This window comes from Mariniflexile ostreae (assembly GCF_042427585.1).
GTDB classification, from domain to species: domain Bacteria; phylum Bacteroidota; class Bacteroidia; order Flavobacteriales; family Flavobacteriaceae; genus Pseudalgibacter; species Pseudalgibacter ostreae.
Window position 1 is genome coordinate 12,371 of sequence record NZ_JBHMFC010000029.1, and the last position, 15,391, is coordinate 27,761.

The window sequence follows — 15,391 nt, forward strand, 5'->3', positions numbered from 1 at the left end:
GAACCGATTAAGAGTGCTTTCCTAGAGCCTCGAGCTATCGAGATAAGGGTAAAAATAAAACCATGAAAAAAGACACATCAAACATAAATTCACTAGAAAACGAAGCGATTTATATCATGAGAGAGGTGGCAGCACAATTTGAAAAACCAGTGTTGCTGTTTTCGGGAGGAAAAGATTCTATTACTTTGGTAAGGTTGGCCGTAAAAGCATTCTATCCTGCGAAAGTCCCATTTCCTTTAATGCATATTGATACAGGACACAACTTTCCCGAAACTATTGAGTTTAGAGACCGTTTGGTTAAAGAATTAGGATTGGAGTTGATTGTACGGCATGTACAAGATTCTATTGACGAGGGAAAGGTAAAAGAAGAGTCTGGACGTTATGCAAGTAGAAATATGTTGCAAACCACTACGCTATTGGATGCTATTGAGGAGTTTAAGTTTGATGCCTGTATTGGTGGCGCACGACGCGATGAGGAAAAAGCTAGAGCTAAAGAACGTATTTTCTCCGTTCGAGATGATTTTGGGCAATGGGATGAAAAAAATCAACGACCAGAGTTGTTTGATATGCTGAACGGACAAATTGAACATGGACAAAACGTGCGGGTTTTCCCAATTTCAAATTGGACAGAGCTAGATGTTTGGTCTTATATAGAAAGAGAAAATATTGAAATCCCTTCTATTTATTTCGCACACAAACGTAAAGTGTTTTTAAGAGATGGTATGATTTGGTCTGCAGAAGATGATGTGGTTTACAGAGATGATAATGAAGAGGTGATAGAAGAGTTGGTGCGTTTTAGAACAGTGGGCGATATGAGCTGTACCGCTGCCGTCTTGTCGGATGCCACAACTATTAATAAGGTGGTAGCAGAAATTAGGGAGTCCACTATATCAGAACGTGGCGCGCGTATAGATGATAAGCGTTCTGAGGCAGCTATGGAAAAACGTAAGCAACAAGGCTATTTCTAAAATACCAGTTTTTTCCGTGTAAACGGTAATCTTTTTAAAATAAATACAAATTAGGCCTTGGCCAACATTAGAATAAAAATGGAAGTATTAAAAATTGCAACAGCAGGAAGTGTAGATGATGGGAAGAGTACGTTGATAGGACGTATTTTATTTGATACAAAGTCATTAACAACCGATAAATTAGAAGCGATACAAAAAACAAGTAAGCAACGGGGGTACGATTACTTAGATTTTTCTTTAGCCACCGATGGTTTGGTTGCAGAAAGAGAACAAGGTATCACCATTGATGTCGCGCATATTTATTTTTCCACAAAAAAGAAAAGTTACATTATTGCAGATACTCCTGGCCATGTGGAATATACAAGAAACATGGTAACAGGTGCTTCAACATCACAAGCATCTATTATTTTAATAGATGCAAGAAAAGGCGTAATCGAACAAACCAACCGCCATTTTTTTATCAATAATCTGTTAAGAATTAAAGATGTGGTGGTGGCTATTAATAAAATGGATTTAGTAGACTATTCCGAAGAGGTTTACAATAAAATTAAAGCCGATTTTTCTGAATTGATGAGCAAAAGAGACTATCAAGATCAAAAAATCACTTTTATTCCAGTAAGTGCTCTAAAAGGGGATAATGTTGTAAATAAATCTGAAAGCATGCCTTGGTACAAGGGAGATGCTTTACTCGAGCATTTAGAGCAGTTGGATAAAAAAGACATTTATAATGTTGGCACACCTCGTTTCCCTGTGCAATATGTTATTCGTCCAAAAACCGAAGACTTTCATGATTTTAGAGGTTATGCAGGAAAAGTATACGGTGGCGAATTAAGTGTTGGCGATAATATTATTGTATTACCATCTAAAACACGTTCTAAAATTAAGGAAATTTATGTTTATGATCAAAAATATGAAACGGCGTCTAGACGATCTTCTGTAACCATTACTTTAGAGAACGATATTAATGTAAGCCGTGGCGATATGATTGTGAAAGAAGGAGATTTACCTTCTATTGAAAAGCAATTTACAGCAAATGTGTGTTGGATGGACTCAAACCAATTAACTGTTGGTGCTAAATATGTTGTACAACATGGTGTTAACAAAGTATTGGCGAAGGTTGATAAAATAAATCATAAAATCAATCCTGATTATTCTGGTCTTGAAAAGGATGTTACAGGGTTAAACGTAAATGATATTGCATCTGTTACTTTTAAATTGAATAAGCCTATTTTTTATGATCAATTTAAAGACCATAGAACAAATGGTTCCTTTATTTTAATAGATACCCAGAATAACAATACAGTTGGTGCAGGCTTTATCCAATAAGAATATAGCTGTTATCCAATAAAAGATATTAGTAGGCTTTTAATATGGTTTTATTAATTTATTAGTAATAAATGTTTAAGCTGAAATCATAAAATAAAATATTAATTAAAAAAATTATCCATTAAAAATCCTTTCCGAGTCTGTTATGATATACAGAAAGAATGGGGAGGGCGGATGAGGCTCATGAGAAGTTTTAGAACAGAAATAGAAAATCCAATTGTAGAAAAAGACATTATTGATTTAGGTGCAAAAATTCACCTATTTAAAGAAGGTAAAATAACAGACGATAAATTTAGAAGTGTGCGATTAGCACGCGGCATTTATGGTCAACGCCAACCGGGAGTACAAATGATCCGGATTAAACGGCCTTATGGAAAGATGAGTTCTTTAGAATTACGTCGAATCTGCGAAGTGTCTGATGAGTATTCAACAGGAAGATTGCACATCACTACGCGTCAAGATATTCAAATACATTTTGTGGATATAGCACGTACACCAGAATTATGGAGTGAGCTTGAGAAAGATGCTGTAACCATACGGGAGGCCTGCGGAAACACCGTGCGTAATGTAACGGCTAGTGAAACTGCAGGGATAGATGTAAACGAACCCTTTGATGTGTCGCCTTATGCCCATGCGATATTTGATTATTTTTTAAGAAACCCACCTAACCAAGAGATGGGAAGAAAATTTAAAGTATCCTTTTCTGCAAGTGATAAAGACACCGGGCTCTCGTATTTACACGATTTAGGTTTTATTGCAAAAATCGAAAATGGCGTAAGAGGTTTTAAAGTGTTGTTAGGAGGTGGTTTAGGAGCACAGCCTTACCATGCAGAAGATTTATTTGAGTTTTTACCTGCCGATAAAATCGTTCCATTAATGGAAAATGTGGTGCGTGTTTTTGATCGTTATGGCGAACGTAAAAACAGAAACAAGGCTAGACTGAAATTCTTACTTCAAAATATAGGAATGGAGAAGTTTAAGGAATTGTTAGATGAAGAAAAACGGGCTTTACCCTTTACAAGTTATCCTATTGATGCCGATGCTTATCCTAAAACAATACCAGCAACGGTATCCAACATTCCAAATGTTGTAATAGAAGATCAAGAGGCTTTTGAATATTGGAAATCCACAAACCTTGTTCCTCAAAAACAAGAGGGCTATGTAGCCATTGGTATCCGTGTGAAATTAGGGGATTTTTACACGAAAGAAGCGAGAGCATTGGCAGATTTAGTAGAAAAATATGCCGCTGGAGAAATGCGTATGACCTTGCGTCAAAACATATTGATTCCTTTCGTGAAAGAGGAGTTGCTTCCTTTATTCTACAATGAGTTGAATAAATTAGGTTTTGCTTTGGCAGGGTATAACAGTACTGCAGATATTACGGCGTGCCCAGGAACAGATACCTGTAATTTAGGAATAGCGAGTAGTACAGGAATTGCTGCCGAGCTGGAACGTATTATTGAAGAAGAATACCCACAGTACGTAAGCAACCCTGATGTTGAAATAAAAATTAGTGGGTGTATGAATGCTTGCGGACAGCATAATATGTCTAGTATTGGTTTTCAAGGGATGTCCATTAGAACCAAAAACAAAATGGTAGCACCAGCTTTACAAGTATTGTTAGGCGGTGGGAATTTTGGAAATGGAAATGGACGTTATTCCGATAAGGTTATCAAAATACCAAGTAAAAGAGGTCCAGAGGCTTTGCGATTAATTTTTGATGATTATGATACCAATGGTGCGGGAAAAACATACGCCGAGTATTATGAAGAAAAGGGGCAAACTTATTTTTACGATTTCTTAAAACCTTTGGCTGATATTGAAAACCTGACTCAAGAGGATTATATCGATTGGGGATCTACAGAAAATTATGAGAAAGCTATAGGTGTTGGAGAATGTGCTGGAGTTATCATCGATTTAATCGCAACCTTGTTTTTAGAAAGTGAAGAGAAAATAGAAAATGCCCAAGAAGCATTTGAAGAAAAGAAATGGCCTGTAAGTATTTACTATTCTTATTCGTCTATCGTTAATTCTGCTAAGGCATTATTAATTGCAGATAATTTTAAAACAAATACACATATTGGCATCATAAAAGATTTTGATGAAAATTATGTGGGTACAGAGAAAATTATTTTAGAGAGCTCATTTGAAGATTTTGTGCTTCAAATTAATAAAAATGAACCTACAGAAGCTTTTGCTGAAAAATATTTAGAAGATACTAAAGTGTTTTTAAAGAAGGTAGAAGCTTATAGAAATCTAGAACTTAAAAATGCGTAAAACACCTAAATTAACGGTTGTTGGCGCAGGTCCGGGGGATGTGGAATTGATAACCCTTAAGGCAATCAAAGCTATTGAGTCTGCAAATGTGATCTTGTACGATGCGCTTATAAACGAAGAGTTGTTGGCGTATGCCCGAAAAGATACAGAACTTATTTTCGTGGGGAAACGCATAGGGTGTTATACGTATCAGCAAGACCAAATTAATGCGCTTATTGTTGCTAAAGCCCAGGAAAAAGGCCATGTGGTTCGTTTAAAAGGAGGAGACCCTTTTATTTTTGGACGTGGTGCAGAAGAGATAGACTATGTTAGGTCTTTTGGATTAGAAACCTATGTGGTTCCAGGAATTTCATCGGCTATTGCAGTACCAGCCTATCAAGGTATACCATTAACAAAGCGAGGTGTTTCCGAAAGTTTTTGGGTAGTAACAGCAACTACTAAGTCACACCAATTGTCTCATGATGTGGCTTTAGCGGCAAAATCAACCGCAACTGTTGTTATTTTAATGGGAATGCATAAATTGGACGAAATTGTAGCTATTTTTTGTGCTGAGAACAAACAGGATACCGCAATAGCGATTATTCAAAATGGTACTCGGGAAGATGAAAATTTAGGGATAGGAACCATAAGTACTATCCAGCAGATTGTTGCCGAAAAGCAATTGGCCTCGCCTGCGATTATCGTTATTGGTGACGTTGTAGAAGCACGTGTCGGTTTAGATTCTATTTATAGAGCTGTTATTTTAAAAGATTAAATTGTGGAAAGGAATAATTTATACCCTATATTTTTAAAAACCGAACAATTAAATATACTAATTGTAGGGGGGGGGCATGTGGCAGAAGAAAAACTAACGTTCCTTTTAAAGTCCAGTCCAGATGCTCGTGTAACTATGGTGTCGCCTATGTTTCGAGAAGCTACAGTGGCCTTGTCTAAAAAAGGTAAGGTTAAGCTTGTACAAAAGAAATATAAAAAGAAATATCTTGAAGGAAAGCATATTGTTATTGCTACGACTGATGTTCCAGAAGTAAACGTAAAAGTGTATAAGCATTGTAGGAAGCGCAGTATTTTAGTAAATGTAGCCGATAACCCTCCATACTGTGATTTTTACATGGGCGGTATCGTCACAAAAGGAAACGTTAAAGTAGCTATTTCAACAAACGGTAAATCGCCTACAACGGCTAAACGTTTACGACAGTTTTTTGAGGATGTAATTCCTGAAAATGTGGACGATTTAGTTAAAAATTTGAATGAATACAGAAAAACCATAAAAGGGGATTTTGAGCACAAGGTAGAAACACTCAATGAATTCACAAAAGGATTAATTGAACCATCTCACTTTAAAAACAATAATAAATAAAATTAATATGATACGTGTTTTTTGAAAAGCAATATAAAAGAACACTGGAGAAAAAAAGAAGATAATGATAAAAACAGACATACTCATAATAGGAGCAGGACCTACTGGATTATTTACGGTTTTTGAAGCAGGATTGTTAAAACTAAAGTGTCACTTGATCGATGCATTGCCACAACCTGGAGGACAATGTTCTGAAATCTATCCGAAAAAACCGATTTACGATATTCCTGGGTTTCCTGAAATTTTAGCAGGAGATTTAACCAGAAATTTATTAGAACAAGGCAAGCAATTTGAACCGGGCTTTACATTAGGAGAACGTGCTGAGACTCTTGAAAAGCAAGAAGATGGGTCGTTTATAGTAACAACCAATAAAGGAACACAGCATCATGCGCCTGTAGTGGCTATTGCTGGAGGACTAGGGTCTTTTGAGCCTAGAAAGCCCACTATCGATGGGATAGCCGATTACGAAGATAATGGGGTTGAATACTTTATAAAAGATCCAGAGTTTTATAGAGGTAAAAAGGTTGTAATCTCAGGTGGAGGAGACTCTGCATTAGATTGGAGTATTTTTTTAGCAGATATAGCCTCAGAAGTTACTTTAATTCATAGAAGACATGAGTTTAGAGGCGCATTGGATTCAGTTGAAAAAGTAGGGGAATTAAAACTTTTAGGAAAAATCAATTTAATTACACCTGCAGAGGTAACTGCTATTCATGGAGACGGTAAGGTTGAAGCGCTTACCGTAACCAAGGAAGGTGAAGAAATTCTATTGGAAACAGATCATTTTATTCCATTATTCGGTTTATCTCCTAAGTTAGGCCCTATAGGCGATTGGGGATTAGAAATTGAAAAAAATGCTATAAAGGTTGATAACTCACTTAATTATCAAACCAATATTCCTGGTGTTTTTGCCATTGGGGATGTGAATATTTATCCTGAAAAATTAAAACTAATCCTCTGTGGGTTCCATGAAGCTACTTTAATGTGTCAAGCAGCTTATAGAATCCTCAATCCAGGAAAAAAATATGTGTTAAAATACACAACGGTTAGCGGAATTGATGGTTTTGATGGAAGCCGAAAAGAAGCGCCAAAAGCAGTAGTTCAGGCTATTAAGTAAGTTTTAGCCCAAAACACTATAATAAGATTGAGATATCCTGCAAGAACAATAAGTCTTGCGGGATTCAATTTTTGATAGAAAAATTAAGATTCAAACATTATTAATTCTATTTTTATAAATTCAAATAAAAATCAAATTAAAAATTGAGGTTATAACAACCCGTATGAAGACAATATCGAATGAAAAGTTATAATGTTTGCTTAAAAGATACCGTTAAAACGTTTACTAAAAGATTGTTTTATGCCCTTTTTGATGAACAACAGAAAATAGAACATGAAGCATATTTAGAAGATACATTTTTAAAAATTTCTTCTAAATTATCTATAGAGAATGCTGCACATATATGGACGGATTTTAAAGCGCAATTTCCTGAAATAAGGCGGAAACTAGATTTAGATGCTGTGGCTTTTGAAAATAATGACCCCGCCTCTCACTGCTTAGAGGAAATTTATCTAGCATATCCTGGCTTTCATGCGATATCTATTTATAGGTTGAGTCACGCTCTTTATAAATTAAAAGTACACATTTTACCAAGAATGATGAGCGAGTATATTCATGGTATTACGGGGATCGATATTCATCCAGGGGCTACTATTGGAGAGTCTTTTTATATTGATCATGGAACAGGAATTGTTATTGGTGAATCGGCCATTATTAAAGATCATGTAAAAATCTATCAAGGGGTTACACTTGGAGGGATCCAAATTAGCAAGGATTTAGCTTGTGTAAAAAGACATCCCACCATAGATGAAAATGTGACGATATATGCAAACGCTACCATTTTGGGTGGTGATATTGTTATTGGTGCCAATAGTATTATTGGTGCAAACGTGTGGATTACTCAATCTGTTCCAGAGAACTCTTTGGTAACCTATCAAACTGAAATAAAAATTAGACCTAAAAAAAATGGCATACGCTAAAAGTATATTAGATTGCATAGGGCATACGCCTATGGTAGAGGCATCTCATCTTATTTCTAAAAAAGGAGTAAGGCTCTTTCTTAAGCTGGAAGGAGACAATCCGGGCGGAAGCGTTAAAGATCGCGCTGCTTTTAATATGATTAATGAGGCTTTAAAACGAGGCGACATTAAAAAGGGTGGCACTCTTGTAGAGGCGACTAGTGGAAATACTGGTATTGCATTGGCATTTATAGCCCCTTTATTAGGAGTGAATATTGTATTGATTATGCCTGAAAACTCTACTATAGAACGGGTTAAAACCATGCGGGCTTATGGTGCGGAGGTAATTTTAACTTCTGCCGATATAGGCATAGAAGGCTCTAGAGACTTAGCTTTTAAACTTCGTGATGAAAAAGGCTATGTGCTTTTAAATCAATTTGAAAATGCAGATAATTGGAAAGCGCATTATAAAACGACTGGTCCAGAGATTTGGAACGATACCGAAGGCGAAATTACCCACTTTGTATCGGCCATGGGTACAACGGGCACCATTATTGGAGTTTCCAATTATCTTAAAGAAAAAAATAAAAATATCACGATAGTTGGCGCGGAACCCGCAGAAGGGGCTAAAATTCCTGGGATAAGAAAATGGTCTCCAGAATATGTGCCTAAATTTTTCGATAAAAGCAAAGTGGATGTGTTGGTAGATGTTAGCGAAGAGGACGCTAGAGAAACTACAAAGCGTTTAGCAAAAGAAGAAGGTGTGTTTGCAGGGATGAGCAGTGGAGGTTCTGTCTACTGTGCATTGCAAATAGCAGAAACCATTGATAAAGGAGTTATTGTGGCTATTATTTGCGATAGGGGCGATCGGTATTTGTCTTCGACGTTATTCGAGTAAATAATACAATTTTTGTGATTTATTGTGATAACAAGAATATAGTTGGTACTTTTGCCCAATCAAACGCTATTTGGATAGTGTTAGTTCATAAATGTAATAACAGTGTTATCAAGAAAGGCAGAGGGAATAGACCTGATGAAGCCTTGGCAACCCTTTACCTATGCTGATATCTATCAGGATTTTAAAGAAGGTGCTACGTTCTACTAATTATTAATTAATAATTAGAAAGATAACGAAAAGTGTCCCTTTTAACTTTTCTTGATAATTTATTAAATATAGTCGTTAGGCTTAAGATGTTTTTCTTTAAGTGCCCTAAGGAGCGCTTCATTATAGCATCGTAAGTGTCATGTTTTAAAGTCAATAAAGATGTCGAAATTACAAGAAATATTAAAAGAACGGATTCTTATTTTAGATGGTGCTATGGGGACCATGCTACAAGCCTATAAGTTTTCAGAGGAAGATTTTAGAGGAGAACGTTTTAAGGATTATCCCTCGCCATTGCAAGGAAATAACGATTTGTTGTCTCTTACACAGCCTCAAGCAATAAAGGATATTCACGCCAAATATTTTGAGGCAGGTGCAGATATTGTAGAGACCAATACGTTCTCAAGTACAACCATTGCCATGGCAGATTATAAAATGCAAGATTTGGTTTATGAATTGAATTTTGAATCTGCAAGATTAGCGAAAGAAGTAGCCGATGCATTTACGGCTAAAGAGCCTAATAAGCCCCGTTTTGTAGCTGGCGCCATAGGGCCTACCAACCGAACAGCAAGTATGTCGCCAGATGTAAATGATCCAGGGTTTAGAGCGGTAACTTTTAATGATTTAAGAGTAGCATATAAACAACAAGCAGAGGCGTTATTGGATGGTGGTGTAGATATCCTTTTAATAGAAACGGTTTTTGACACCTTAAACGCGAAAGCAGCCTTATTTGCTGTAGAAGAAATTAAGGAAGAACGCCAAATCGACATCCCTATTATGTTAAGTGGTACAATTACAGATGCATCTGGAAGAACTTTATCGGGGCAAACCGCAGAAGCCTTTTTAATCTCTGTATCTCACATTCCATTATTGTCCATTGGGTTTAATTGTGCTTTGGGTGCTAATTTATTGCAACCGCATTTAGAAGCTATAGCAAATAAAACAGATTTTGCAACATCTGCACATCCTAATGCAGGCTTGCCAAATGCTTTTGGGGAATACGACGAAAGTCCGGAAGAGATGGGAGAACAAATAGAGGAGTATTTGAAGAAGAATTTGATTAATATTATTGGCGGATGTTGTGGCACAAGTCCAGAGCACATTCGAGTTATTGCTAACTTAGCAGCTAAATATAAACCACGATCTGTAGCATCTAGCACAGCTGAAGGGATACTTTAAGAAAATGAAAATGAAAGACGCAGTAGAACGGAAATATATGAAACTTTCAGGATTAGAACCTTTAATCTTGAACGAAAACACTAATTTCATTAATGTAGGGGAACGGACCAATGTTGCAGGGTCACGTAAGTTTTTAAGACTGATTAAAGAGGAACGTTTTGACGAAGCTTTAGATGTAGCACGCCATCAAGTAGATGGAGGCGCCCAGATTATTGATATTAATTTTGATGATGGCCTTATTGAAGGGAAAGCATCCATGGTTCGCTTTTTAAATCTCATTGCTGCCGAGCCAGACATTTCCAGAGTACCCATCATGATAGATAGTTCCAAGTGGGAGATTATCGAAGCTGGACTTCAGGTGGTTCAAGGAAAGTGTGTTGTAAACTCTATTTCTTTAAAAGAAGGTGAAGAGAACTTTATTAAAGAAGCCAAACTAATAAAACGATATGGTGCAGCCGTAGTTGTAATGGCTTTTGATGAGGTTGGACAAGCAGACGATTATCAAAGAAGAATTGATATAGCTAAGCGTTCATATGATGTTTTGGTAAATAAAGTAGGCTTTCCTTCAGAAGATATTATTTTCGATTTAAATATTTTTCCTGTGGCTACAGGTATGGATGAGCATCGCAGAAACGCTATCGATTTTATTGAAGCGACCCGCTGGGTGCGTAAAAATCTGCCAAACGTAAGTGTGAGTGGTGGGGTAAGTAACGTGTCTTTTTCTTTTAGAGGAAATGATGGTGTTCGTGAGGCGATGCATTCTGTGTTCTTATACCATGCCATTCAAGCAGGTATGAATATGGGGATCGTTAACCCGTCGCTTTTAGAGGTATATGATAATATTCCTAAAGATTTGCTGGAACACGTTGAAGATGTAATGTTGGATCGCAGAGAAGATGCTACAGAACGTTTGTTGGATTTCGCAGAAACTGTAAAAGGATCTAAAACAGAAAAGACGGTTGATTTATCGTGGAGAGAAAATACCGTACAGGAACGGATCACACATGCGTTGGTTAAAGGTATAGATGCTTATATTATCGAAGATATTGAGCAAGCCAGACAAGAAGCAGAAAAACCTATTGATGTTATTGAGGGACATTTAATGATTGGGATGAACGTAGTGGGCGATCTATTTGGTGCAGGGAAAATGTTCTTGCCACAAGTTGTGAAGTCGGCACGGGTTATGAAAAAAGCCGTGGGGTATTTAAATCCTTTTATTGAAGCCGAAAAGACAGAAAAACAAGAGCCCGTTGGAAAAATACTCATGGCTACCGTAAAAGGGGATGTTCACGATATTGGTAAAAATATTGTAAGTGTGGTATTGGCATGTAACAATTATGAAATTGTTGATTTGGGAGTTATGGTGCCACCTGAAAAAATAATTGAAACCGCGCGAAAAGAAAATGTAGATGCCATTGGTTTGTCTGGTTTAATCACACCCTCATTGGATGAAATGGTATATCTCGCAAAAGAAATGGAACGCCAAAACTTTATACTGCCATTATTAATTGGTGGAGCAACCACTTCTAAAGCGCATACAGCAGTAAAGATAGATACACAGTATAAGAACGCGGTAGTGCATGTTAATGATGCTTCCAGAGCAGTTACCGTGGTAGGCGATTTATTAAATAAAAAAACATCTCAAGAATATAAAGATAATTTAAAGAAGGAGTATGATGAGTTTCGTGTTCGGTTTTTAAAACGAGGAAAAGAGAAGTCTTATATATCGATAGATGAAGCTCGAAAGCGAAAGTATAAAATCGATTGGGAGACTTCTGAAATTGTAAAACCAAATGCATTAGGTGTACAGGTGTTTAAGCAGTTGAGCTTGAAAGAGTTATTGCCTTATATAGACTGGAAGCCGTTCTTTATTTCATGGGATTTACATGGGAAATTTCCCGAAATTCTTGAGGACGAGCTTGTCGGCGAACAGGCTACAATTATGTACAAGGAAGCACAGGATATGATTCAAGAGATAATTGCAAATCAATCCCTACAACCTAAAGCTGTGTTCGGACTCTTTGAGGCAAACGCTATTAATGATGATGATATTTCTGTCCAAAAAAACGGAAAGGAAATTGCTGTTTTTAGAACCTTACGCCAACAATTAAAAAAGAGAGAAGGAATCCCTAACCATGCATTGGCAGATTTTATAGCACCTAAAAATTCTGGGAGAACAGACTATATAGGCGCTTTTAGTATTGGGATTTTTGGTGTTCAAGAACTTGCCGATCATTATAAAGCAAAAGAAGATGATTATAATGCTATTATGGTACAGGCGATAGCAGACCGGTTTGCTGAAGCTTTTGCAGAGTATTTACACAAGCAAGTGCGGATGAAACACTGGGGCTATGCAAAAAATGAAGACCTCACCAACGACGATTTAATAAAAGAAAGCTATAAGGGTATTCGTCCCGCGCCTGGTTATCCTGCTTGCCCCGATCATTTGGAAAAAGAAACCATTTGGGAGTTGTTGGATGTTGAAAAGAATACAGGGGTTATCCTTACCGAAAGTTTAGCCATGTGGCCAGCGGCGGCAGTTTCAGGATATTATTTCGGAAATTCTGAAGCCAAATATTTTGGATTAGGCAAAATAACAGATGATCAGCTAACGGATTATGCTAACCGAAAAGGCATAACTAAAGAGAAGGCAACGAAATGGCTTCATCCTAATATTGCAGAACAGTAAAAGCGTTGTCTTTGCCATCAAAAATAGAGCGATTTGAAGAGCAAGAGCGTAGCGCTTAACTCCGATTGCATTGTGTAAGTACAAATTCTAGGTGTCACTACGCTTATAAATTGGAGGGCTAGGGTTAGGAAGTGCCAAAACAATAAAAAATAAATTAGGATATTTCTACTGGTGTGGAAATAACAAAAGAGAATCGATGAAAGTAACAGATCACATTAAAAATGCCAAAGGAAAAACCTTGTTTTCTTTTGAGGTTATACCGCCAATGAAAGGTTCTAACATTCAAGATCTATATGACAATATAGATCCTTTAATGGAATTTAACCCCCCTTTTATAGATGTAACAACATCGCGAGAGGAGTATATATACATTAATAAAGGGAATGGCTTATTTGATAAGCGGATTACCCGTATGCGTCCAGGAACAGTTGGAATCTGTGCTTCCATTATGCATAAGTATCAAGTAGACGCTATTCCGCATCTGCTTTGTGGAGGGTTTACTAAAGAAGAAACGGAATATGTATTGGTTGATTGTCATTATTTGGGCATAGATAATGTTATGGCATTGCGTGGAGATTCTATGAAGGATGAGCCTTATTTCCGGCCTGTGAACGGAGGTAATGCTTATGCCAGTGATTTAGTGGCACAAATAGCCGATCTAAATGAAGGTAAATATCTGCATGATAATTTTGAGGTAGCACACCATTCAGATTTTTGTATAGGTGTTGCAGGCTATCCTGAAAAACATATGGAAGCTCCATCTTTGATTACAGATTTAAGGCGTTTAAAAGAAAAAGTAGATGCAGGAGCAGATTATGTGGTCACACAAATGTTTTTTGATAATAATAAGTATTTCGAGTTTGTTGATAAAGCTAGGGCAGCTGGCATTGATGTGCCCATCATACCAGGAATAAAACCTATTGCAGTAAAAAGGCATTTACAGCTATTGCCTCAGGTTTTTAAAATAGACCTTCCTCAAGATCTTATCGAAGCCGTAGAAAGCTGTAAGGATAATAAAGCGGTTAGACAAGTAGGTATTGAGTTTGCCATCCAACAGTCTAAAGAGCTAAAAGAAGCGGGAGTGCCCGTATTACATTATTACTCTATGGGAAAAAGTGATAATGTTCAAGCTATTGCTTCGCAATTGTTTTAACTTTTTTAATAGCCAATCCTTTGATGAGGTTTTCTTTTATATTTTTTTTCTGTTTTTTTTCTGTTATATCATTCTCACAGGATAAAGAACACACATCGTATGTAGATGTCAATTATTTTAAAGGCAATATCGCTTTACATAATAACAGCATTCTTCATTTGATAAAAGGACACCCTGAAGGGTATATTATAAGTTGGAATAAAAAGACTTATGGGTATAACAATTGGGAAAAACGGTTTAATTATCCAGATTATGGTGTCTCTTACGCCTATCAAAATTTAAAAAATGATGTTTTAGGAACCGTGGCATCCCTATATGGCCATTATAATTTTTATTTTCTAAAACGGCATTTGATTCTGCGTGTAGGTCAAGGATTGGCTTATACCGAGAATCCATATGATAAATATGATAATTTTAAGAACATTGCTTTCGGTACAGCTATTATGAGCAGTACCTATATGATGCTGAATTTTAAAAAGGAACATATTATAGATAGGTTCGGACTTCAGGCAGGTGTTACATTAATTCATTACTCCAATGGTAATGTGAAAGCTCCAAACACGAGTATAAATACGATAACGCTTAATGTGGGGCTTACCTATAGTTTAGACAATGAAGAGCCTGAGTATATCGCATATAATGAAGAAGATGCTGTTTTAAAAAAATATACAGAACCTCTTAAATATAATCTGGTATTTAGAAGTGGTGTGAATGAAAGTGATGTGGTGGATAGTGGTCAATTTCCATTCTATATCGCGTCTGCATATGTTGATAAGCGAATTAATATAAAAAGTGCTTTTCAGTTGGGAGCAGATGTGTTCTTTTCTAATTTTTTAAAAGAACATATCCTCTACCGTTCCCTAGCTTTTCCCAAGAACAATAATTTTGGAGATGAAGATTATAAGCGTGTAGGCGTATTTGTTGGGCATGAGTTATTTATCAATAGAAACACCTTGATAACCCAATTGGGGTATTATGTGTATTATCCTTTTGATTTTGAAGGGCGAGTCTATTTAAGGGCAGGATTGAAGCGCTATTTCTCTAAAAAATGGTTTGGGGTCTTAACCATAAAATCACATGGAGCAAAAGCTGAAGCTGTAGAGTTTGGGGTAGGCGTTAGGTTGTAGAAGAAAAGAAAAGTATTTTAAAGGCTGTAATGTTATTAAAACATAAGGGGTGATAAAAAGTTATTTTCGGTATAAAAAATAATTATTAACGAGGGCAGTATCTCATAAAGTGTGTAAGTTTTAAAATCTCAGGTTAATATTTAGCCTGAGATTTTTTATTTATTAATTTTAAATTTTACACACTTATGAAACCAGAA

At 36.5% G+C, this 15,391-nt stretch carries 11 protein-coding genes, 1 pseudogene and 1 riboswitch; all 12 genes and pseudogenes read left to right on the top strand.

Annotated features, from left to right (window positions below):
* Positions 1–53: 53 nt before the first annotated feature.
* Positions 54–968, top strand: a pseudogene (gene cysD, locus ACFFU9_RS08200) (sulfate adenylyltransferase subunit CysD); the annotation flags it as partial.
* 78 nt (positions 969–1,046) lie between these two features.
* On the top strand, positions 1,047–2,294 hold the full coding sequence (locus ACFFU9_RS08205; protein ID WP_379860919.1) for a sulfate adenylyltransferase subunit 1: 1,248 nt from the start codon (positions 1,047–1,049) through the stop codon (positions 2,292–2,294).
* Positions 2,295–2,477: 183 nt separating this feature from the next.
* Positions 2,478–4,571, top strand: coding sequence for a ferredoxin-like domain-containing protein (locus ACFFU9_RS08210; RefSeq protein ID WP_379860920.1), 2,094 nt, complete (start codon positions 2,478–2,480; stop codon positions 4,569–4,571).
* The gene (cobA, locus tag ACFFU9_RS08215) at positions 4,564–5,325 is read left to right on the top strand and encodes a uroporphyrinogen-III C-methyltransferase (RefSeq protein WP_379860921.1); all 762 of its coding nucleotides are present in this window, start codon (positions 4,564–4,566) and stop codon (positions 5,323–5,325) included. Before ACFFU9_RS08210 ends, cobA begins: the two co-directional genes overlap by 8 nt.
* A gap of 3 nt (positions 5,326–5,328) precedes the next feature.
* On the top strand, positions 5,329–5,928 hold the full coding sequence (locus ACFFU9_RS08220; RefSeq protein WP_379860922.1) for a precorrin-2 dehydrogenase/sirohydrochlorin ferrochelatase family protein: 600 nt from the start codon (positions 5,329–5,331) through the stop codon (positions 5,926–5,928).
* 64 nt (positions 5,929–5,992) lie between these two features.
* Positions 5,993–7,045 carry an NAD(P)/FAD-dependent oxidoreductase gene (locus ACFFU9_RS08225; RefSeq protein WP_379860923.1) on the top strand — a complete coding sequence of 351 codons (1,053 nt, stop codon included), beginning with the start codon at positions 5,993–5,995 and terminating at the stop codon, positions 7,043–7,045.
* Positions 7,046–7,224: 179 nt separating this feature from the next.
* Positions 7,225–7,965, top strand: a complete 741-nt coding sequence (gene epsC, locus ACFFU9_RS08230) for a serine O-acetyltransferase EpsC (protein ID WP_379860924.1) — start codon at positions 7,225–7,227, stop codon at positions 7,963–7,965.
* Positions 7,952–8,842 carry a cysteine synthase CysM gene (gene cysM, locus ACFFU9_RS08235; protein ID WP_379860925.1) on the top strand — a complete coding sequence of 297 codons (891 nt, stop codon included), beginning with the start codon at positions 7,952–7,954 and terminating at the stop codon, positions 8,840–8,842. The genes epsC and cysM overlap by 14 nt, the downstream gene beginning before the upstream one ends.
* A gap of 102 nt (positions 8,843–8,944) precedes the next feature.
* Positions 8,945–9,078, top strand: a riboswitch (SAM riboswitch).
* Between the two features lie 130 nt (positions 9,079–9,208).
* A complete protein-coding gene (locus tag ACFFU9_RS08240) occupies positions 9,209–10,225 on the top strand; it encodes a homocysteine S-methyltransferase family protein (protein WP_379860926.1) in 1,017 nt (338 codons plus the stop codon).
* Between the two features lie 4 nt (positions 10,226–10,229).
* Complete coding sequence (gene metH, locus ACFFU9_RS08245; RefSeq protein WP_379860927.1) at positions 10,230–12,914, top strand: methionine synthase; 2,685 nt, start codon at positions 10,230–10,232, stop codon at positions 12,912–12,914.
* Positions 12,915–13,110: 196 nt separating this feature from the next.
* Positions 13,111–14,067, top strand: coding sequence for a methylenetetrahydrofolate reductase [NAD(P)H] (metF, locus tag ACFFU9_RS08250; protein WP_379860928.1), 957 nt, complete (start codon positions 13,111–13,113; stop codon positions 14,065–14,067).
* Positions 14,068–14,090: 23 nt separating this feature from the next.
* Positions 14,091–15,194 (top strand): acyloxyacyl hydrolase, encoded by a 1,104-nt coding sequence (locus tag ACFFU9_RS08255; protein ID WP_379860929.1) that lies wholly within the window; start codon positions 14,091–14,093, stop codon positions 15,192–15,194.
* Positions 15,195–15,391 lie beyond the last annotated feature (197 nt).